General features: G+C 57.9%; 22 protein-coding genes. 7 read left to right on the top strand and 15 right to left on the bottom strand.

All coding sequences use genetic code 11. From position 1 onward, the window contains the following. Positions 1-30 precede the first annotated feature (30 nt). The 8 genes from G0034_RS00190 to G0034_RS00155 form a co-directional block, all read right to left on the bottom strand. On the bottom strand, positions 31-1,341 hold the full coding sequence (locus G0034_RS00190) for an MFS transporter (RefSeq protein ID WP_032635256.1): 1,311 nt from the start codon (positions 1,339-1,341) through the stop codon (positions 31-33). After that, entirely contained in the window at positions 1,334-2,839 is a 1,506-nt protein-coding gene (gene uhpB, locus G0034_RS00185) for a signal transduction histidine-protein kinase/phosphatase UhpB (protein ID WP_047028137.1), read from the bottom strand. The genes G0034_RS00190 and uhpB overlap by 8 nt, the downstream gene beginning before the upstream one ends. Continuing rightward, a complete protein-coding gene (gene uhpA, locus G0034_RS00180) occupies positions 2,836-3,429 on the bottom strand; it encodes a response regulator transcription factor UhpA (protein WP_014881931.1) in 594 nt (197 codons plus the stop codon). The genes uhpB and uhpA overlap by 4 nt, the downstream gene beginning before the upstream one ends. An 82-nt stretch (positions 3,430-3,511) precedes the next feature. After that, the gene (gene ilvN, locus G0034_RS00175) at positions 3,512-3,799 is read right to left on the bottom strand and encodes an acetolactate synthase small subunit (protein ID WP_010426528.1); all 288 of its coding nucleotides are present in this window, start codon (positions 3,797-3,799) and stop codon (positions 3,512-3,514) included. Positions 3,800-3,802: 3 nt separating this feature from the next. Continuing rightward, positions 3,803-5,491 carry an acetolactate synthase large subunit gene (gene ilvB / locus G0034_RS00170; RefSeq protein ID WP_179120399.1) on the bottom strand — a complete coding sequence of 563 codons (1,689 nt, stop codon included), beginning with the start codon at positions 5,489-5,491 and terminating at the stop codon, positions 3,803-3,805. A 106-nt stretch (positions 5,492-5,597) separates the two neighbouring features. Next, the gene (gene ivbL, locus G0034_RS00165; protein WP_023331688.1) at positions 5,598-5,696 is read right to left on the bottom strand and encodes an ilvB operon leader peptide IvbL; all 99 of its coding nucleotides are present in this window, start codon (positions 5,694-5,696) and stop codon (positions 5,598-5,600) included. Positions 5,697-5,845: 149 nt separating this feature from the next. Next, a complete protein-coding gene (locus G0034_RS00160) occupies positions 5,846-6,265 on the bottom strand; it encodes a helix-turn-helix domain-containing protein (RefSeq protein ID WP_023331687.1) in 420 nt (139 codons plus the stop codon). Further along, positions 6,262-6,501, bottom strand: coding sequence for a type II toxin-antitoxin system HigB family toxin (locus tag G0034_RS00155; RefSeq protein WP_228037371.1), 240 nt, complete (start codon positions 6,499-6,501; stop codon positions 6,262-6,264). The genes G0034_RS00160 and G0034_RS00155 overlap by 4 nt, the downstream gene beginning before the upstream one ends. 562 nt (positions 6,502-7,063) lie before the next feature. Here G0034_RS00155 and tisB point away from each other — a divergent pair. From tisB to emrD, 4 genes are all read left to right on the top strand, one after another. Then, complete coding sequence (gene tisB, locus G0034_RS23505; RefSeq protein WP_023331685.1) at positions 7,064-7,153, top strand: type I toxin-antitoxin system toxin TisB; 90 nt, start codon at positions 7,064-7,066, stop codon at positions 7,151-7,153. Positions 7,154-7,217: 64 nt separating this feature from the next. Then, complete coding sequence (locus tag G0034_RS00145; protein ID WP_014881927.1) at positions 7,218-7,664, top strand: GNAT family N-acetyltransferase; 447 nt, start codon at positions 7,218-7,220, stop codon at positions 7,662-7,664. 62 nt (positions 7,665-7,726) lie between these two features. After that, the gene (locus tag G0034_RS00140; RefSeq protein ID WP_047343396.1) at positions 7,727-8,560 is read left to right on the top strand and encodes an EamA family transporter; all 834 of its coding nucleotides are present in this window, start codon (positions 7,727-7,729) and stop codon (positions 8,558-8,560) included. Positions 8,561-8,735: 175 nt separating this feature from the next. Further along, a complete protein-coding gene (emrD, locus tag G0034_RS00135; protein ID WP_179120398.1) occupies positions 8,736-9,920 on the top strand; it encodes a multidrug efflux MFS transporter EmrD in 1,185 nt (394 codons plus the stop codon). Here the strand turns inward: emrD and G0034_RS00130 are convergent. Continuing rightward, positions 9,823-10,911, bottom strand: a complete 1,089-nt coding sequence (locus G0034_RS00130) for a cellulase family glycosylhydrolase (RefSeq protein ID WP_032635252.1) — start codon at positions 10,909-10,911, stop codon at positions 9,823-9,825. The two genes, emrD and G0034_RS00130, sit on opposite strands and share 98 nt — an antisense overlap. Positions 10,912-10,995: 84 nt before the next feature. Beyond that, complete coding sequence (gene dsdC, locus G0034_RS00125; RefSeq protein WP_176261008.1) at positions 10,996-11,922, bottom strand: DNA-binding transcriptional regulator DsdC; 927 nt, start codon at positions 11,920-11,922, stop codon at positions 10,996-10,998. A gap of 204 nt (positions 11,923-12,126) precedes the next feature. On the opposite strand from dsdC, the gene dsdX reads away from it, so the two are divergent. Both dsdX and dsdA read left to right on the top strand, forming a co-directional pair. Next, positions 12,127-13,464: a D-serine transporter DsdX gene (gene dsdX, locus G0034_RS00120; protein WP_063434502.1), complete on the top strand. Its 1,338-nt coding sequence runs from the start codon at positions 12,127-12,129 to the stop codon at positions 13,462-13,464. A gap of 17 nt (positions 13,465-13,481) precedes the next feature. Continuing rightward, entirely contained in the window at positions 13,482-14,768 is a 1,287-nt protein-coding gene (gene dsdA / locus G0034_RS00115; RefSeq protein WP_058690213.1) for a D-serine ammonia-lyase, read from the top strand. Between the two features lie 34 nt (positions 14,769-14,802). On the opposite strand, the gene G0034_RS00110 is transcribed toward dsdA, so the two are convergent. The 4 genes from G0034_RS00110 to G0034_RS00095 all read right to left on the bottom strand — a co-directional run bounded on the left by G0034_RS00110 (position 14,803) and on the right by G0034_RS00095 (position 18,521). Beyond that, positions 14,803-15,150, bottom strand: coding sequence for a DUF202 domain-containing protein (locus tag G0034_RS00110; RefSeq protein WP_023331677.1), 348 nt, complete (start codon positions 15,148-15,150; stop codon positions 14,803-14,805). Beyond that, entirely contained in the window at positions 15,140-15,487 is a 348-nt protein-coding gene (locus G0034_RS00105) for a YidH family protein (RefSeq protein ID WP_014068263.1), read from the bottom strand. The genes G0034_RS00110 and G0034_RS00105 overlap by 11 nt, the downstream gene beginning before the upstream one ends. A 92-nt stretch (positions 15,488-15,579) precedes the next feature. Continuing rightward, on the bottom strand, positions 15,580-16,902 hold the full coding sequence (locus tag G0034_RS00100) for a 6-phospho-alpha-glucosidase (RefSeq protein WP_047626028.1): 1,323 nt from the start codon (positions 16,900-16,902) through the stop codon (positions 15,580-15,582). Beyond that, entirely contained in the window at positions 16,899-18,521 is a 1,623-nt protein-coding gene (locus G0034_RS00095; protein WP_023331675.1) for an alpha-glucoside-specific PTS transporter subunit IIBC, read from the bottom strand. Before G0034_RS00095 ends, G0034_RS00100 begins: the two co-directional genes overlap by 4 nt. A 222-nt stretch (positions 18,522-18,743) precedes the next feature. On the opposite strand from G0034_RS00095, the gene G0034_RS00090 reads away from it, so the two are divergent. After that, the gene (locus tag G0034_RS00090) at positions 18,744-19,490 is read left to right on the top strand and encodes a GntR family transcriptional regulator (RefSeq protein ID WP_059373332.1); all 747 of its coding nucleotides are present in this window, start codon (positions 18,744-18,746) and stop codon (positions 19,488-19,490) included. Here G0034_RS00090 and G0034_RS00085 read toward each other — a convergent pair. Beyond that, positions 19,458-21,119 carry a putative transporter gene (locus G0034_RS00085; RefSeq protein ID WP_179120397.1) on the bottom strand — a complete coding sequence of 554 codons (1,662 nt, stop codon included), beginning with the start codon at positions 21,117-21,119 and terminating at the stop codon, positions 19,458-19,460. The genes G0034_RS00090 and G0034_RS00085 overlap by 33 nt on opposite strands. Between the last annotated feature and the right edge of the window lie 139 nt (positions 21,120-21,258).

The following is a 21,258-nucleotide window of genomic DNA, read 5'->3' as shown; positions in this document are numbered from 1 at the left end:
GCGCCACTCGGCAGTAAAAGGTGAAGTGTGTCACGCTTCGCGCGGGGCCTGCGCGTGCAGGAAGGGCAGCAGCAGCAGGGCAGAGATCCCCGCCGCGATGGCGATGACCGCGAAGAAACCGCTCCAGTGCCAGGTGTCGATCACCCGCGCCAGGGGCCAGCCGGAGAGCGATGCGCCAAGATAGGCAAACAGCCCGACAAACCCCGTCGCCGCACCCGCCGCCTCTTTGTGCGAGCACTCCGCCGCGGCCATGCCGATCAGCATCTGCGGGCCAAACACGAAGAAGCCGATGGTGAAGAAGCATGCCGCCTGCATCACGTAACTGGCGAACGGCATCAGCCACAGCGAGCCGACGGAGAGCAATATCCCGGCGGCGAAGATCAGGTTCATCGGGCCTCGGTTGCCGTTAAACAGCTTGTCCGAGCCCCAGCCTGCCACCAGCGCGCCGATAAATCCGCCCAGCTCGAACATCGTGACCGCCGAGTTGGCGGTGACCAGATCCACCCCGAGCGTCTCCGACATGTACAGATTGCCCCAGTCGTTGATCGCCGCACGTACCACGTAAACCAGCACGTAACAGAGCGAGAGTAGCCAGATGTAGGGATTTTTCAGCACGTATTTGGTCAGAATCTCTTTGCGGGTCAGCCCCGCCCCTTCCTGCTGTTGGGCAATCTCCATCTCGTCGTGCCGCCAGTCGCCCACCGCAGGCAGTCCAACGGTTTGCGGCCTGTCGCGCAGGCGCCAGCAGAGGAACAGCCCGGCAACAATCGCCAGGCCCCCGGCAATCATCATCCCTGCGCGCCAGCCGTAGTGCAGCGCCGCCGCACCGACCACCATCGGGATCAGCGCCCCGCCGACGTTATGCGCGGTGTTCCAGATTGCCCACCAGCCGCCGCGCTCGTTGCGCGAGTACCAGGCGGTGAGCAGGCGGGCACAAACCGGCGCTCCCCAGCCCTGGAAAAAAGCGTTCAGTGCCCACAGCAGGGCAAAGGCCCACAGCGAGGTGGAGAAGCCGAACAGGATATTTACCACGCCGGTGGCGATCAGCCCGACGCCCATAAAGTAGCGCGCGTTGGAGCGGTCGCTGACGATGCCGGAGAAGAACTTCGACAGGCCGTAGGTGATGTAAAACAGCGTCGCCAGCAGGCCGATATCGGTACGCGTCATCACGCCGCTGGCGAGGATTTCCGGCGCGGCGGCGTTAAAGCTTTTGCGGGTAAAGTAAAACAGCGCATAGCCAAGCCAGATGGTCATCAGGATATGGCGACGCCAGTAGCGGTAGCGCGCGTCAATTTCCGCTTTGTCGCCTAGCGGTGAGGCGTTGGCAGGCATTTTAAACATGGTGGTTCCTTAGCGGCAGGCTGACGCTAACGCGCGTCCCGTGGGTACAGGAGATAGCCAGCGTGCCACCCAGCGCCTTCACGCGCTCGCGCATGCCCGCCAGGCCAAAACCCTGCTGGCCGGAGCCCGGCGGCAGGCCGCAGCCGTCGTCTTCAATCACCAGCGTCAGGCGATCGTTCTGCTGGCCGCCCTGAATGGTGACCGCGCTGGCATTGGCGTGTTTGACGATATTATTCAGCCCTTCCTGACAGACGCGGAACAGCGTCACGCGCTGGCCTTCACTCAGCGCAGATTCATTAATTCGCCAGTCGAGATGGCTGACAATGCCGCGGCTTTCCAGCTCCATCTCGCGCATCAGGGAGCGTATCGCCTGCTCAAGTGACAGGTCGTCAAGCTGGCGCGGACGCAGCCGTCCCAGCAAGCGGCGAACGGCGTCATAAACCCCCAGCGAAAGCTGTTCGATATGCGCCCCGCCCTGCTTCACACCGGCATTTTCCGCCGCCAGACGCTGGACAATGCCCGCCTGGGTGCGGATGGCGGTGATGGTCTGGCCGATGTCATCATGCAGCTCACGGGCGACCTCCTGCCGCACGCTCTCTTCCGTCTCCAGCAGACGCTCCGCCAGACGGCGATTACGCGCCAGCTCGGTTTGCAGAGACTGGTTCAGCTCGCGCAGACGCTGGATCCCCGCCCCCAGCAGCAGCCCGGTCAGGCTTTGAGCCAGCAGAGAAAGCAGCAGGTCCACCGGATGGTCGTGCCAGGTCTGGCTGGCAATGAGCGCGATGGCGTTCATCAGCGTGGCAATTAAGGCGCCCTGCCAGCCGTAGTGCCAGGCGAGGGCGATGATCGGCAGCGCCAGACAAAACGGCGTGAAGCGTGAAAGCTCTGCGGGCAGGCCGAGCTGTAGCCACAGGCTCACCACAAACAGCAGCAGATACCAGATGAGATGCCGGGCGCGCCAGTTGACGGGCTGGGAGACCAGCGCAGGCCCCAGCGGCTGCCAGACGGTGCTGGTGAGGTAGTGCCAGAAAACCAGACAGGTCGGCGCAAGGGTCAGCCCGCCGGTGAGGGTCAGCAGCAGGGCGTTGAGCATCTCCTTGTCGCCAGCCCACGGCAGCGATTGCAGCAGCGCGGCGGCAATCAGTGCCGCCCCCTGACGCAGCAGCGTGCGCCAGTCGCGCTGGTGACGATAACGGGAAATGAGCGCAACCGGGATAAGCGTGAGCAGGCTTCCGGTCATCAATAATGGCAGCTGCGTGAGCGCAACTTCCTGCGCCAGCCAGACCAGCATCAGCCACTCTGCGCCCAGCAAAACGGGCCAGTAGCCGCGGGGACATTGCAGCATCAACCCCAGACGCAGGCCGAAGGGGAACAGCAATACCGCCAGCTCGGGTCGCTCCACCAGATGCAGGCTGATGCTCCACAGGCAGAACCATGCGGCAGAAAAGATAAAAAAGCTGGCGACGACGGCGATCAGCCGCGAAAACAGCGGGTTCATTGCCAGCTATCAAACATGCGGCGCGCCAGCTCGACATCGTTGCTGACGTTGAGTTTTTCCATCAGATTGGCGCGGTGAACGTGGACGGTTTTTGGCGACAGGTCCAGCTCGGCCGCAATCTCTTTCACCGACATCCCCTGTGCGAGTTTCTCTGCAACCTGACGTTCGCGTTTAGTGAGCGGATCCTGACGTCCGGCCGCCAGCTTAATGGCGATATCTGGTGTTAAATAGCAGCCGCCGGTGGAGACGGTACGCACGGCGGCGATCAGCTCGTCCGGGCTACAGCGTTTTGAGAGGAACCCGCGTGCGCCCGCGTTGAGCGCCTGCTCGACCAGCGCCGGGCTGTCGTGGACCGAGAGCATGATCGTCGCCATCCCTTTCGGCAGCTGGCTTAACAGCTCCAGACCGGAGAGATCCGGCATTGAGATATCGCAGATACAGACCTGCACTCCGCGCCCCGGCAGGCCCGCCAGCGCCTCACGACCGGAGCCAAACTCGGCCACGACCTGAAAATCGGGTTCGAGGTTGAGAAGCTGGGCAAAGCCGGAGCGGACGATAAGGTGGTCGTCGATAAGCGCGATGGTGGTCATGTTTGATCCTGCGGTCTGAAAACGCCGGATGGCGCTGCGCTTATCCGGCCTACAAGAGCGAAAGACGCTTACCTTAAGCGATCTACTCGAAAAACACCGCAATTTTGTTAAACATGGTGGGATCGGACTGGTTGCGCGCCACTTTGGTGACATCTTCCAGCTTGTCGATCTGCGCCATCATCTGCTCCAGACGCTGGTCATCGTTGACCAGTAGCCAGATGCGGCTGTGCTCGCTGCCCTGAATCGGCAGACAGAGAATGCCTTCCACGTTAAACGCCCGGCGGGCAAACAGCCCGCAGACGTGGGTCATGACGCCAGGATGGTTGCGGACGGTGAGTTCCAGAATGACGTTATCATGTTGTTTCTGCATGGCTTATTCTCCCACCATCTCAGTATTTGCCGCACCCGGCGGCACCATCGGATACACTTTTTGTTCAGGATCGATACGCACGTGGATCAGCGCCGGGCCGGGGCGCGAAATCGCCGTCTGCAGCGCCGCGTGGGCATCCTCTTCGGCGTTCAGATCGCAGGTGTGAAGGCCAAAACCGGCAGCAATCTGCATAAAGTTAATCATTCCCGGATAGGTCGCGGCAAATACGCCCTGCTTGTAGAACAGGCTCTGCTGCTGGTGTACCAGCCCCAGCGCCTCGTTGTTCATCAGAATGATTTTGACGTCTAACTGGTTTTCAGCCGCGGTCGCCATTTCCTGAATGTTCATCATCAGGCTGCCGTCACCGGAGAAGCAGATGACTTTGCGGTCCGGATTCGCCAGCGCCGCACCCACGGCAGCAGGCAGGCCAAAGCCCATAGTGCCGAGGCCACCGGAGGTCAGCCACTGGCGCGGACGGTTCAGCGGGTAGGCCTGGGCGGTCCACATCTGATGCTGGCCCACGTCGGTGGTAATAATCGCGCTGTCGTCCACGCAGGCGGCCACAGCGTTGATAAGACCATAGTGGCTCAGCGGATCGCCCTCGGTCGGGATGGCGCCCGGGAACTCTTTTTGCAAATCGGCGACCAGCTGACGCCAGTCGGCACGGTCGGCTGCGTCCGTCTGCGGGATCAGCTGCGCCAGCACTTCAGCCACGTCGCCCTGAATGGCCACGTGCGGCTGCTTAATTTTACCCAGCTCGGCGCGGTCGATGTCCACATGAATGATTTTGGCGTTCGGGCAGAACTGCTCGGTTTTGCCAATCGCCCGGTCATCAAAACGCGCTCCCATTACAATCAGCAAATCCGCTTCTTGCAGGATGTAGTTGGTGCTGCGCGCGCCGTGCATGCCCAGCATGCCAAGAGAGAGCGGGTGCGCTTTAGGCAGCATGCCGAGCGCCATCAGGGTCATGGTGGTGGGCAGGCTGGCTTTTTCAGCGAACTGGCGGATTTCATTCGCGGCGTTAATCGCCCCACCGCCCAGATAGAGCACCGGGCGTTTGGCGGCATTAATCATCGCCGCGGCGTCACGCACGCTCTCAGCACTGAATTCCGGCGCGGGGGCACGGTCGCCCGGCTCTGGCAGCACGTCAATCTCGATCTCTGCGGTCTGGACATCCTTAGGAATGTCTATCCACACCGGGCCCGGGCGGCCAGACTGCGCAATGCGAAACGCATCGCTGATAACCTGAGGAAGCTCGCTGATATCGCGAACTAAATAGTTATGTTTGGTGATGGGGATAGAGATGCCGTAGGTATCCACTTCCTGGAACGCATCGGTACCAATCATCGAAGACGGCACCTGGCCGGTTATGCAGATCAGCGGAATGGAGTCGAGGCGCGCGTCGGCGATGGCCGTTACCAGGTTGGTTGCCCCCGGCCCGCTACACGCCATACAAACCGCCGGTTTCCCCTGGGTACGCGCCATGCCCTGCGCGATAAAGCCCGCGCCCTGCTCGTGGCGAGCCAGCACGTGGCGGATTTTTGTGCTTTGGCTTAACGCATCGTACAGCGGCAGCACCGTGCCGCCCGGGATGCCCGCAACCGTGGTGATGCCCTGTCGTTCCAGCAAATGAACGATCAGCTGCGCGCCCGTAAAACGCGTCTTAGTAGATGTTGTGCCCGAACTTGCCATGCTCCAGTCCTTTTCTTCTGAGCCAGCCTTCCGGGGAGGGTCCTAAACGAAAAACCCCGCCCGGTTTGCGCCGGCGGGGTTTTGGATTCGTGTGTTGATCCAGTCCCTACGGCGCATTGCCGACGACGACCACCACACGCACGACGACCACTGCGGCTGGTTGCGCAGTTTTTAGTAGGGTCGAGGTGAACAGAGATGGAGTCATTAGGAACCTGTGTTTGGAATCATTAATTGAATTTATACAAACACAGGTTTTCTGGCGTGACAATGGAAATATTTTCATCTGCGCAAAAATGCGTCAGGGATCACGTTTCGTTTGTTGGGTGATGAAAACAGTAGTCGGACGTGAGTATTTCATTCAATGAACAGCGCAGGCGATACCCCAAAGCGAGCAGCCAGTTTTTTTATATGGTTCAACGTCAGCTGACGTTGACCGTTCAACACCCTTGAAACCATTGATTTACTGCCAATTTCATCCTGAAAATCCGAAATAGTCAGTTTGTATTGATCCATAAGGGTTCTTAAAACGGCAATGCCCACTGGGACAGATTCCATCTCCTGGCGTAAGGCGACAATTTCGGGCCGATTGGCTTCGTAACGACGAATTCTTGCACATACGATATCCAGCAAAGGGCTGCCAGGTTCGTTCATCAGTAAATACTCAACCAGCTCAAGTGCGTCCTGGTAATCTTTCTCGTTTGGATGTTCACCCAATAAAGGAACCGCCGCGACAAGGGCATGCGTTGCTTTCATTGCATCAGCTACGATCATCATTTCTTCCCCTTAGTGCGATGTTTCTCCGTAAAACGGTCATATTCCTTATTAGTAAAAACATGGCGCACATAAAACTTTTGGCTTTCAAAGAATATGAGAGCCACTATTCTGAGGTTGTTGTTAGCAATATCAATAACATAATGCTTATCGAGATACTTCAAATTATCTAGCGTTGGAAAGATTTTTCTTAGCGCAACAGGCGTCGGGCAATGGCTCTTTTCTATGGTTCGCCCCAGAAAGAAAAGCTCCTCTCAGTGTTGCGGAAATTGGACCGCCGCATCCAAAATTGCCTTCATTGAGATTAAATGCATACTGCATACCTGCCGCGTCAGTTGCCATTATGGCAACAATATCACGGATTGCCAATTAGTCAACGGAAGGCCAGCTTAGGACGGACCCAGAAAACAAAAAACCCCGCCGGAGCGAGGTTTTTATCAGGGTTTTGCGGTTGGTCGCCGCAGAACACACTGTGTTACGTCAACGCAAAAAGTATACGCGATCGAGGACGAACGCGCAATTCCGGCACGGATTTTGACGTTTTTGAGTATGGGTCGCCTTTCGATTTTTGTCCAAAAAATACTGTTCATACATACAGTATTTATCTATACTGAGGGTGTTCGCAGTGAGCGAGGGGGCCGCAGTTCTACCGGCGCAATGAAGTCCTGGCTGAAACGGGTGGTGCCGTCAGTGCCTTAACCCCTGAAGTGAGCACACTGTGTTACGTCAATCCAGGTGCTGGCAACAGGCGGCGGAAAGGTACGCCAGCATCGTGCTCCTTTTTACCAAAAGGAGACGCGTATGGGCATCGTGGATATGGTGATACTTATCCTCAAACTCATTGTTGCAGTATTGCAACTGCTTGATGCTGTCCTGAAATACGTTCGGTAAGTCAGGTTCAAGTCGCACCTGAGAGGGGCGGGCAACCGCCCCTCTTTAATAACGAGGGAATGCTATGTCGCGTCTGTTAATTGAGCCTGTTACGCCTGATGAACCGGGCTATATCGCCCTGAAGGCGGAAAGTATCGCATTGAATTTCAACATGCTGCGCAGGCTGGAAGAGAACTGGCAGCGGGGTGAAAACCGCTTTAACGCGCCGGGCGAAAAGCTGCTGGGGGCGTTTCTTAACGGCAAGCTGGTAGGCGTATGCGGTCTCAACCGCGATCCCTTCAGCCAGCAACCGCGCGCCGGGCGCATTCGCCATCTCTATGTTAGCGAGAAGTGTCGCGGGTTGGGCATCGGCAAACAGCTTTTAACCGTGGTGATGGCCGATGCCAGCATCTGGTTTGATTTCCTGAACACCCACGCGCCGGATACCGCGTATGGGTTCTACCGCCGGGCGGGTTTCACGCTGGTCTCGGATGAGCCGCGGGTGACGCACCGCCTGTTTTGTGCGGTGTAACCGACTGGCAGCATCAGGACGTGAATGTTACAGTTGAGTGACAATTCACCACCCGATACGCCATGACCATCACCGTATTCTGCATTTTGCTGTTTGCCGCGCTGCTGCATGCCAGCTGGAACGCTATCGTTAAGGCCGGAACGGACAAGCTCTATTCTGCGATAAGCGTCAGCGGCTCCGCTACGCTGATTGCGCTGGTGTTGCTCCCCTTCTCTCCACAGCCTTCTGCTGCAAGCTGGCCGTTTTTAATCGTCTCCTGCGCCTTACAGGTGGTGTACACCGTGCTGGTGGCGAAGACCTATCAGGTCTCCGATATGAGTCAAACCTACCCGCTGATGCGCGGCACCGCCCCACTGCTGGTGGCGCTGATCAGCGTCCTGGCGCTCGGCGATCGTCTCTCCTGGCTGGCCTGGTCCGGCATCGGAGTGATCTGCCTGTCGATTCTGGCGATGGCGATGAACGGGCGCATGCAGTCCCGAAAAGGGATCTGGCTGGCGCTACTGAACGCCTGTTTTATCGCCGGATATACGCTGGTGGACGGCACCGGGGTGCGGCTCTCGGACACTGCGCTGGGCTACACGCTGTGGACCTTCTTTATGAACGGTTTTTGCCTGCTGAGCTGGGCGATGGTGGCGCGTCGGCGTGAAGCCTTTGGCTACCTGCGTCTGCACTGGAAAAAGGGGCTGCTCGGCGGCGTCGGTACCATGGGCTCGTATGGCCTGGCACTGTGGGCGATGACGCAGGCACCGCTGGCCGTAGTCGCGGCGCTGCGTGAAACCTCGATTCTTTTCGGGGCGCTGATTGCCTTTGTGCTTTTAAAAGAGAAGGTTGCGGGCCTGCGCATCGCTGCGGCGCTGGGTATTGCTGGCGGCGCTATTCTCCTGCGCCTCGCATAAATCACTGGCAACATTAGTTGCCGTTTTTGTTTACAAATCCTGCCTTTTTACGTTCTTCCATTCACCATCACAATGATTAAATTGTCATCTCACTGTGGTAGATTCCTCGCGCATTTGTGGGAATGCGCAGTCACTTATTCTTAATTTTTCTCTTTTGGCAAAAGTATTCAGCGACATGAAAAAACAAAGGAACGTTAACTTATTGTTGATGCTGGTGTTACTGGTGGCCGTCGGTCAGATGGCGCAAACCATCTACATTCCGGCGATCGCCGACATGGCAAAGGAATTAAACGTCCGCGAGGGCGCGGTACAAAGCGTAATGGCCGCCTACCTGCTAACCTACGGCGTTTCACAACTCGTCTATGGCCCGCTGTCCGACCGCGTCGGGCGTCGCCCGGTGATCCTGGTCGGCATGAGCATATTCCTGGTGGCGACGGTGATTGCCATCACCACCCATAGCCTGACCGTATTGATTGCCGCCAGCGCTCTGCAAGGCGTCGGAACCGGCGTTGGCGGGGTGATGGCGCGAACCTTACCGCGCGATATGTACCAGGGCACCCAGCTCCGCCATGCCAACAGCCTGTTGAATATGGGGATTCTGGTCAGCCCGCTACTGGCACCGCTGATTGGCGGCCTGCTGGACACAATGTGGTCCTGGCGCGCATGTTACGCCTTCCTGCTGGTGCTCTGCGTGATAGTGACCTTCAGCATGGCACGGTGGATGCCGGAAACGCGCCCGCAGGACGCGCCGCGCACGAAGCTTATCGCCAGCTACAAAACGCTGTTCGGCAACGGTGCGTTTACCTGTTGCCTGCTGATGCTGATCGGCGGCCTGGCAGGCATAGCGGTGTTCGAAGCCTGCTCCGGCGTGCTGCTGGGCGCTGGGCTTGGCCTGAGCAGCATGGTGGTGAGTATTCTGTTTATTCTGCCTATCCCGGCGGCGTTCTTCGGCGCCTGGTTTGCCGGACGTCAGAACAAGCGTTTCTCCACCCTGATGTGGCAGGCAGTGATTAGCTGTCTGCTGGCGGGACTGATGATGTGGATCCCGGGACTGTTTGGCGTGATGACCGTCTGGACGCTGCTGATCCCGGCGGCGCTGTTCTTCTTCGGCGCGGGGATGCTGTTCCCGCTCGCCACCAGCGGCGCGATGGAGCCGTTCCCGTTCCTCGCGGGCACGGCGGGCGCGCTGGTGGGCGGTTTGCAAAACATCGGCTCCGGCGCGCTCGCCTGGCTCTCAGCCATGATGCCGCAGACCGGGCAGGCTAGTTTGGGTTTGCTGATGACGCTGATGGGGCTGCTGATTTTACTGTGCTGGCTGCCGCTGGCGTCGCGTGTCCCGCATCACGAGCAGCCGGTTTAACCGCATGATGGCCCGGCTTGTCGCCGGGCTTTTCACAGACGGGAGCAATCATCGCCTGTAATAACGGCTCTGGCGCAGGTCGCCAGGCGCCCTCTTCCCCGTCGTAAAACTGGAAATCCGCGTTAAGCGCATACGGAATTTTCGCCTTTTGCAGCTCGCAGGCCATAAAGGTGGCGAAGGCCATTTGCGAAGCGGTTGGCGTGAGGTGGTTTGACTCCCCCACGCCCCAGCCTCCAACCCAGCTGACGTGCCCGGTTTTTTGCTGCCAGCGCAGCGCGGTATTGATGCGATTATGGATAGCCGCTTTCTCTGCCGCCGTGCCGGACGTCCACGGGTATTTACCGTTATTTTTCAGCGGCCCCCACGGGAAAATATGCCACTCCGCCAGCAGGAAGTTCTGGCTGTGCGCAGGCAGCTTCAGGCTGGTTAAATCCTCCGGCGCGGCGCGCAGGCGCGGTGCGATGAAAATCATGCGCTGCGGGTCAATGTCATGGATCGCTTTTATGGTTTTTTCATACACGCGATTTAACGACGCGAGGTTGTGGTTGAGCTTGTCGGCGGGCTCGTAAATCAGGTCAAAACCCAACTGCGGGTAGCTCTGGCCGAAATAGTGGGCGACGGCAATCCACCAGTTGATTGTCTCTTTCTCATTATCGGCTTTCGGGTCGTTTTTATATTCATCTGCCTGATAAGCAATAATCGGGATGACACCATACTGCTCGCAGGCTTCCACCAGCTTGCGCAGATGGATGAGCCGCGCTTCCGTCGGCTCATCGGCGACGCGGATGCGCACATGGCTAATGCCTTTTGCACGAAAATCGCGTACCACCAGCGGGTCAAATTCACGTATACCGCGCTCGGTACGCGCCCAGTCTACATCCATCCCCACACCCAGCTGCTGAGCATAGCGGGCAGCCGTCATCGCCGGCTCAGCGGCAATCGCCCAGCCGGAAGAGATCAGTAACGCAGAGGCAATAAAAGGCTTTAACACGGTTTACCCTGGATAAATCGAAAGCATTACCTGTATTTAGCACGCTTTTTCACATTTGGTGTAGCGTCAAAGCGTAATAATTCTTCACCTTGCCCGTTCTCTCAGCCAGCTAATAAAGGCGTCAATTTTCGGCCACTGGCGGCCCGGAAGCGTTGAGATATAGTAATGCTGATGGCATTTGAGGGTCTTTTCACCAAACGGTGCAATCAACTCTCCCTTCTCGAGCCGTTTCTGCACCAGCCTCTTTCTGCCCATCGCCACCCCCACATCATTGATGGCCGCAATAATCGCTAAATCAGAACGATCAAAACCAATCCCCGACGATGGCGGCATATTTATCGCAAAATGCTGCGCCCAGCTTTGCCATTCATCCGTACCGGAATCATTGCTCCAGGCCTGACGGTCATGCAGCAACGTACAGTGGCTGAGGTTATGGGGGTTTTTAACCAGTTGATGTTCGCGGGCGTACGCGGGCGAACAAACGGGCAAAATCTCCTCATCCATCAGGAAGTGATGGGAAAGGTGGTTTGCCGGCGTATCGTCGAAATAGAGCGCCAGATCGATGCCCGTTCGCTGCATATTGACGTAATCATTTCCGGTCAGGACGGTGAGTGAAATCGACGGATAGCGGCGGGTAAAATCTCCCAGCATGGGAACCAGCCAGCACTGCGCAATCGATGGCCGGGAGTACACCGTTAGCGTACCGGAGAGCGCCTGGTTTTTGATGTCCAGGATCTCCTGATTCAGGGTATCGAGGGAGGATTTAAGGGTCCAGTAAACGCGCTTCCCCTCCTGCGTCAGCTCAACCTTACGGTGCGAGCGCACGAACAGCTGAATACCCAGCTCCTCTTCCAGCAGATTGATGCGATGGCTCACCGCGCTGGGGCTGAGCGAGAGCTCCTCCGCGGCCAGCGCGAAGGACTCATGCCGGGCGGCCACTTCAAAGGTGTACATTTTCGACAGCTGCCAGCCGTTTAACAGCCGGTTTCTGGCTTCATTCGCATCGGTCATCACAATTCTCACGCGGGGTTTCTGCGCTCAGCATACCGTTTAAGGGTGAATTTATGTGAACCTAATGCAAGTTAAGTGCGTTTTTTAGAGCGTAGTCACTCAGTTGATCCAATCTGGCTCACCTGAATGCCAATTTATATCGTTTGTCAGCCCCCGCCGTTTTTTCGTCCAATACCCACAGATGACATAAGGGTGAGGTGAGATATGGGATCTCAGGTCTGGGTTGTGGCAACGCTGCTGGTCAGCATTGTGTTAATTGTTTTAACCATCGTTAAGCTGAAGTTTCACCCGTTCCTCGCGCTGCTGCTGGCGAGCTTTTTCGTCGGTGCGATGATGGGAATGAGCCCACTGGATATGGTGAACGCCATTGAGAGCGGGATTGGCGGTACGCTGGGCTTCCTGGCGGCGGTGATTGGTCTGGGCACCATTCTCGGCAAAATGATGGAAGTCTCCGGCGCGGCAGAGCGCATCGGGATCACGCTGCAGCGCTGCCGCTGGCTGTCAGCAGACGTGATTATGGTGCTGGTGGGCCTGATCTGCGGCATTACGTTGTTCGTGGAAGTGGGCGTGGTACTGCTGATCCCGCTGGCGTTTTCCATCGCCAAAAAGACCAACACGTCGCTGCTCAAGCTGGCCATTCCGCTCTGTACCGCGCTGATGGCGGTCCACTGCGTGGTGCCTCCGCATCCAGCCGCGCTGTTTGTGACCAATAAGTTAGGCGCGGACGTCGGAACGGTGATTGTTTATGGTTTGATGGTAGGACTGGTGGCGTCTCTGGTCGGTGGCCCGCTGTTCCTGAAACTGCTCGGCAATCGTCTGCCGTTTAAACCGGTTCCGGCAGAATTTTCAGACCTCAAGGTGCGGGAAGAACACACCCTCCCGTCGCTGGGCGCCACGCTGTTTACGGTTCTGCTGCCAATTGGCCTCATGCTGGTGAAGACCATTGCCGAGCTGAATATGGCAAAAGAAGGTTCGCTGTATACGCTCCTCGAATTTATCGGCAACCCGATCACCGCGATGTTTATCGCCGTGTTTGTCGCCTACTACCTGCTGGGGATCCGCCAGCATATGAGCATGGGGGCGATGCTGACGCACACCGAGCACGGTTTTGGCTCTATCGCCAATATTTTGCTGATTATCGGCGCGGGCGGCGCGTTCAACGCCATCCTCAAAACCAGCGGACTGGCGGACTCACTGGCGCATATTCTCTCGAATCTGCACATGCATCCTATCCTTCTCGCCTGGCTGGTGGCGCTGGTGCTGCATGCCGCCGTAGGCTCCGCCACGGTCGCGATGATGGGCGCCACGGCGATAGTCGCGCCGATGCTGCCGCTCTATCCGAACGTGAGTCCGGAGATCATCACCATTGCTATCGGTTCCGGCGCCATTGGCTGCACGATCGTCACCGATTCTCTCTTCTGGCTGGTGAAGCAATACTGCGGCGCAACCCTGAATGAGACCTTCAAATACTATACGACGGCGACGTTTATCGCCTCGGTGCTTGCACTTGGCGGCACATTCCTGCTTTCTTTCATTATCTGAGCGCGAAGAGACGTACTATGGAAAACGCAACTATCACTACTTTAACCGCACAGTTTCCTCTGGTTGAGGATCTGATTGCCCTGAAAGAAACCACCTGGCTTAACCCACGTACCACCACGCTGGCGGAAGGATTGCCTTACGTCGGGCTGTCCAAAGCCGACGTGGACGACGCGCACGCGCGCCTTAACCGCTTCGCGCCGTATCTGGCGAAAGCCTTTCCGGAAACGGCCGTCACGAAGGGGATTATTGAATCCGAACTGGTCGCCATCCCGGCCATGCAGGCGCGACTGGGGAAAGAATATGACAAGACCATTCCCGGCACCCTGCTGCTGAAAAAAGACAGTCATCTGCCGATTTCCGGCTCGATTAAAGCACGCGGCGGCATCTACGAGGTGTTGACCCACGCGGAGAAACTGGCGCTGGACGCCGGCTTGCTGAGCATCGAAGACGACTACAGCGTCCTGCTGGAGCCGCGCTTTAAGGACTTCTTCAGCCAGTACAGCATTGCGGTGGGCTCAACCGGCAACCTGGGGATGTCCATCGGCATTATGAGCGCACGCATCGGCTTTAAGGTGACGGTGCACATGTCCGCCGATGCCCGCGAGTGGAAGAAAGCCAAGCTCCGCAGCCACGGCGTCATCGTCGTGGAGTATGAGCAGGATTACGGCGTGGCGGTGGAACAGGGGCGCAAAGCGGCAGAAAGCGATCCGAACTGCTTCTTCATTGATGATGAAAACTCCCGCACCTTGTTCCTGGGCTATGCGGTGGCAGGCGAGCGGCTGAAGGCACAGTTTGCCGAACAGGGCCGCGTGGTGGATGCGGCGCATCCCCTGTACGTCTACCTGCCCTGCGGTGTCGGTGGCGGCCCTGGCGGCGTGGCGTTTGGCCTGAAGCTGGCCTTCGGTGATAACGTCCACTGCTTCTTTGCGGAACCCACGCACTCGCCGTGCATGCTGCTCGGCGTTTACACCGGCCTGCACGACGAGATTGCGGTGCAGGACTTGGGTATCGACAACGTGACGGCGGCAGACGGCCTGGCGGTCGGGCGCGCGTCCGGCTTCGTGGGCCGCGCGATGGAGCGCCTGCTGGACGGGTTCTACACGCTTTCCGATCAAAGCATGTATGACATGCTCGGCTGGCTGGCGCAGGAGGAAGACATTCGTCTGGAACCGTCCGCGCTGGCGGGCATGGCCGGGCCGCTGCGTGTGCATTCAGATGCCAACGTCACCCACCTGGTATGGGCAACCGGGGGCGGCATGGTGCCGGAAGACGAGATGGCGAAGTATTTAGCAAAAAGCCGTTAATCGTAGGCCCGGTAAGGCGGAGCCGCCACCGGGCTTATAAGCTCACCATTTGCTGAATATGAGTAACGGCAAAGAGTAAAGACAGAGACAGCACAGCGAGCGCGATCAGGAACTTATCCCGCACCGCTTTCGGCTGCACAAAATCATCCTGCGCCACGTCCATCAGGTTACGGCTGCGGGTATAGCGCCACAAAATGAAGGCTACCAGCGCCAGCACAACAATCGAGATCCAGAATGGCACCCCGGTCCGGTGCCAGTTGTGCTTGATCGCCAGAGCAATCAGCGCGCCATACCCCAGCAACGTGCGCAGCCATGCGAGCGACGTCCGCTCCGGCTGCAGGCCAGGGTCCGCTTCGCGTCGCGCTTTGCGGCTATCCGCCATAGAACACCAGCACCATCACCACGCCTGCCACCGTCAGCAGGATCGCGCTGATGATGAGTAGCCCGCGCGTATAGGGTAAATCCTGCTTCAGACGCATCGCCTTCTCATTGCGCAACCAGCGCAGATAGCCGTAAATCGCCAGCACGCCTGCGAACAGGCACAGAAGCAGCGCCAGTACTTCGCGGATCAGCGGCGTGGCGAAATCAGGTGCGAGCTGATCGAGGCCGACACCTGCAGCCAGAAAGCCCAGCGCCGTGCGGATCCACGCTAAGAACGTGCGTTCATTAGCCAGAGAGAAGCGATAATCCGGCGCTTCACCGAGGCGGGAAATTTTCATGGAGGTTCCTTGTCGAGCTACGGGCAGGCTTCAGCATAGCGTAAATCGACCAGGACAAGGAGACCGGCATCGGGGGATGCCGGTCAGGAAGGTTAGTGCAGTTCCGGCCAGTACTCTTTGTTGGCTTCGATCAGGTCATCCAGAATCGCTTTCGCGACTGACGCGCTCGGCACGGTTTTCGACAGGGTAATCGCCTGCCAGAGTTTCTGATACGAACGCTGCTCCCAGGCATCCACCACCAGTTTTTCCACCGCCACCTGCTGGCTCATCAACCCTTTCTGGAAGTGTGGAATATCGCCAACCGTGAGCGGCTCCGGTCCGTTATGGCCCACCAGACACGGAATTTCCACCATCGCATCGGCATCAAAGTTATGAATAGCACCGTTGTTTGGCACAATCAGCAACATGCGTTCCTGGGTGTTAAAGGCAATCGCGGTCGCCAGATCGACGATGTACGACGCATGTTCGTCGATTTCCAGCTCCCCGGCGGCGGAATTACCCGCTTCGATGATCGCCCGACAGGAGCTGAACACATGTTTCTCGCGGTGGTCCATGACTTCATTGGCGCGGGTCCGTTCCGGGTTAGAGTGCGCAACAACGTAGTCCGGGAACAGATAGTATTTCAGATAGGTGTTCGGCATGGTGTCCGGATCCAGCGCCTGCACATCTTTTGCTTTGGCAAAGGTATCGTTCCAGCTTGCTTCGGTATGCACATCTTCAGAAGGCGGAACATAGCCGTATTTCGCCACGTATTCGCGCAGTTTCGGCATTAAATCGTTACCGTTGAGATCTTCTATCGAGGTCCACCAGCCGAAGTGGTTCAGACCGTAGTAGCGCACGCGCATCTCTTTGCGGTCTTTCAGGCCAACGATCTGCGCCATGCGTCCTTCGATGCCAATCGGCATATCGCAGATGTTGAGGATTTTGGCATTCGGACGCAGGCGGCGCGTGGCTTCCGCGACAATCGCCGCCGGGTTGGAGTAGTTCAGCATCCACGCATTCGGGGAGTACTGCTCCATGTAATCTACCAGCTCCAGCACGCCGCCGATCGAGCGCATGCCGTAGGAAATCCCACCTGGCCCGCAGGTTTCCTGGCCCAGCACGCCGTGGCGCAGCGGGATTTTCTCATCTTTTTCACGCATCGGGTATTTGCCGACGCGGATATGCGCCATCACGAAATCCACATCGGTAAACGCCGCTTTAGGATCGGTGGTGTAGCTAAACTCAATCTCCGGCGCCTGCTCTCTAAGGATGATTTTGCACGCTTCGGCGATGGTCTCCTGACGTGCGCCGTCGTTATCATAAAACTTCAGGGCGCGCAGCGGGAAACGGTCACGGTTGGCTAACAGCATCAGGACGATACCAGGCGTAAAGGTGCTGCCGCCGCCTGCAATGACAACTGAGAATTTTTTCATGATATAGCCTCTGTCAGGGTGGTTTGTTCATTCGTTAAAGGGGTTTTCATCAGCGATTCCAGCTGGTCACGCACCTGAGGAACGTGCAGACCGACAATCACCTGAATGCCGTTGCCGCGTCGCACCACACCGTGTGCGCCCAGGGCTTTGAAGACGTCGTCGCTTTGGGTTTTGGCCATATCCACCAGCGCGATACGCAAGCGGGTGGCACAGTTGTTGATGCTTTCGATATTGGCCGCACCGCCGAGCGCCTGCAGGAATCCGGCGGCCTGTCCGACCTGCTGGCTGGCCGCCGCCGGGGCAGTGGTTTGCCCGCGTGCCGCCTTATAGTCGGCCTTGCTGTACAGTTTGATTTCGCTCTCTTCCCGGCCCGGCGTTTTGAGGTTCAGACGCACAATCAGCGTTTTGAAAACCACGAAGTAGAGGCCGGTAAAGCAGACGCCGATGCCGATTTGCGTGAAGACCGTTGAGGCGTGGTTATGGAACATCGGGATCCAGTTTTGCGGCAGGAACTGGTCCAGCAGGCCGCCGCCCATGTTGCCGACCACCCCAAAGGTGTACATCACCGTTGCCATGGTGGCCGCCAGCACGGCGTGAACGGCAAACAGCAGCGGCGAGATAAACAGGAAGGTAAATTCGAGCGGTTCAGTAATGCCCACCAGCACGGCAGTGAGCGTGGCCGGGACCAGCAGCCCCGCCACCTTGACGCGGTTTTCCGCTGAGGCGGTGTACCAGATCGCCAGCGCAATCCCGACCGAGCCAAACACTTTTGAATTGCCGTGGAGCGCGAACCCGCCTTCGGGGAAGAGGGTTTTCAGCGGCAGGGTACTCTGGCTGAATTCCTGCAGATGCTGCGCCCAGTAGACCTGAATACCGCCTTCCACCGCCGCCGGGCCGAAGATGAACGGGCCATAGACGAAGTGGTGCAATCCGGTTGGGATCAGAATGCGTTCCAGGAAGGTGTACACCCACACGCCCAGCGCACCGGCTGAGCGCAGGAACGCCTGTAGGGACTCAATGCCCATCTGCACTTTCGGCCAGCCCAGCAATGTCAGCCAGGCGCAGGGGATCATGACGAAAAACGCGAGGATAACGACAAACGAACTGCCCTGGAAAATCCCCAGGAAAACCGGCAGCGGCTTGTCGAAATAGCGGTTGTGGATAGCGGTCACGATGCCAGAAATCACAATGGCACCGATGATGCTGGTATCGAGCGTTTTGATCCCGGCAATCATCGCCAGCCCGCTTCCCGCCGTGGGTTCGGCGGAGAAATCGACGCCGAAGAAGTGACCCCAGGTCATCCCCATCGCGTTGATGAAGTAGTTCCAGGTCAGGAAGCTAATCAGCACCGCCAGACAGGCGCGGCCCTGCGCTTGCTTTGCCAGGCCAATCGGTAAACCGACGGCGAAAATCAGCGGCATATTGCGAAATACCGCCCAGCCGCCCTCTTCAATAATGTGAACGATCTGCGCGAAAAGATTATCAGGGGCCGTTAAGGCTTCGCCGACAAACAGCGGGTTGCGAAGCATAATGGCGATTCCCACCACGATCCCGGCAAACGGAAACAGCAATACCGGGGTAAACATGGCACCGCCAAAACGTTGTATTTGACTGAGCATTTTTAAATCCTCACGTAACAACCTGTAGGGGGTAGAGGCCGTTATGGTTTTTTGCTGGCCTGAGGTGAGCATAAGAACTTACTGATACGCGAACATGGCGTGCCGTTGCGATTCGTGATCGCATTCATGGTTTTATTTTGACCAGTGAGGTCTACTTTTCGTTGTAAATATGGACATGTGAAGACGTAACCGACGCCATAATGCGGGCAGAGAGGTCTACTGGTGATCTACAAATCTATTGCCGACAGATTGCGGCTGCGGCTGAACTCGTCGGACTACAACATCGGCAGCCCGCTACCGGGTGAGAAAGCGCTGGCGCAGGAGTTCGGCGTGGCGCGCATGACCATCCGCAAGGCGCTGGATCTGCTGGTGAGCTGGGGGCTGGTTGAGCGACGGCACGGCAGCGGCACGTTTGTCTCGCGCAAGGACGTTCACCACGAAACCACGAATCTGACCGGGCTGGTGGAGGTGCTGCGTCAGCAGGGAAAAGAGGTGCAGAGTAAAGTGTTGCAGTTTGAAGTGATGCCTGCGCCACCCGCCATCGCCAGCCAGCTGCGGATTCAGGTCGATGAGCGGATCTACTTTTCCCGGCGGGTACGCTACGTGGACGGGAAGCCGCTGATGCTGGAGGACAGCTTTATGCCGGTGAAGCTGTTTCGCAACCTCTCGCTGGCGCATCTGGAAGGGTCAAAGTTTGATTACATCGAGAAAGAGTGCGGGATCACCATCAGCGGCAACTATGAGAGCCTGACGCCGGTGCTGGCAGATAAACAGCTGGCCGGTTACCTGAACCTGCCGGAACAGACGCCGCTGCTGCGAATCACGTCACTTTCCTACAGCGACAGCGGCGAGTTCCTCAATTATTCCGTGATGTTCCGTAATACCAGTGATTACCAGGTGGACTACCATCTGCGGCGCATCCACCCGGAAGACCTTCTAGCCCATCCCCCAGAACAGCACCGCCAGTAGCTGCGGCGTGATGATGCGCAGGAACATTACCAGCGGGTAGACGGTGGCATAGGAGAGTGCCGCTGCCCCACTGGTGGCATGCAGGTTATTGGCAAACGCGAGCGCAGGGGGATCGGTCATGGAGCCCGCCAGCATGCCGCACAGCGTCAGGTAGTTCATTTTGGCGAACATCCGCGCCAGAATGCCTACCGTCAGCAGCGGGATTGCCGTGATAAATATGCCGTAACCGACCCAGCTCATCCCTTCGCCCTTGATCAGGGTATCGACAAAATCCCCGCCGGATTTCAGCCCGACCACTGCCAGAAACAGCACGATGCCCAGCTCGCGCAGCGCCAGGTTGGCACTCGGCGGCATAAACCAGTAGAGCTTACCAATACAGCCGATGCGCCCGAAGATCAGCGCCATAATCAGCGGCCCGCCTGCCAGGCCCAGCTTAAGCGCCACCGGGAAGCCCGGCACGTACAGTGGAATGGAGCCCAGCAGCACGCCCAGACCGATGCCGATAAACACCGGCAGCATCTGTACCTGCTGCAGTTTTTGCTGGGCGTTACCCACCATATCCGCCACCGCGTCAATTGACGACGGGCGACCAACCAGGTTGAGGATATCCCCGAACTGCAGGCTGGCTTCCGGGCTGGCGACCAGTTCAACACCCGCGCGATTCAGACGGGAGATAACCACGTCATAGCGTTCTTTTACCTGCAGATCGCGTATTTTTTTGCCGAGAACATGCTCATTGGTCACCACAACGCGTTCCACCCGCATATCGGTGCCGCGCGTGGAGAGCGAGGTGTCCACTTCCTGACCAATGACCAGTCGCGCATTGTTTAAATCCCCGGGCTGGCCGACCAGATGTAGCAGATCGCCTTGCTGAATAACGGTGCCGGGCGCGGGCACCATCAGCATATCGTCACGCTTAAGGCGGGAGCAGATGATGTTGGCGCTGTTCAGGATCGGCACGTCCTGAATCGCCATATTATTCAGGTTGGGATTATCGACGCGAATGTTGATGGTTTTGATGGGCATATGGCCGTTGGTCAGCGTGGTTTCGTGATCTTTGGCCTCTGATTCGACGTTAACGCGAAACAGTACGCGTACCAGCCACATGGAGAGCAGAATGCCACAGATGCCAAACGGATAGGCCATGGCGTAGCTCATCCCCATCTGGTCGACAATGCCGGGTTGAATCCCCAGATCGCGCAGGATTTGCTGGCCCGCACCGAGCGCCGGGGTGTTGGTGACCGCGCCGGAGAAAATGCCCAGAACCACAGGAAGGGGAATATCAAAGATTTTGTGCAGAATCGCGGTGACCAGCCCGCCCATGACCACAATGCCGAACGCAAAAAGATTGAGCCGTAGTCCGGAGACACGCAGGGAGGCAAAAAAGCCAGGGCCTACCTGAATCCCGATGGTATAAACGAACAGGATCAGGCCGAACTCCTGAACAAAGTGGAGCATTTCAGCGCTCAGAGCCAGCCCGAGCCGATCGGCAAAATGCCCGACAAAAATGCCGCCAAACAGCACGCCACCAATGCCAAACCCGACGCCGCGGATTTTGATATTGCCTATCCATAGTCCCACAACAGCGACCAGGGCCAACACGCTAACGGTTAACGCGATATCACTCATGATCCACTCCCTGCCCATAACCTTAGTTATATCAGGGATTCTCTCAGAGCCGTGGGGCGTTGTATGGGCGATGGCGCACAAAAAAGCCCTGCCGGGGCAGGGCCTTATGCGGTCTGTGAGCGGTGTCGGGTGGCGGCTA

The sequence above is a fragment of the Enterobacter sp. T2 genome, assembly GCF_010692925.1.
Taxonomy (GTDB): Bacteria; Pseudomonadota; Gammaproteobacteria; order Enterobacterales; family Enterobacteriaceae; genus Enterobacter; species Enterobacter kobei.
This window is presented reverse-complemented; position numbering and strand designations above follow the sequence as displayed.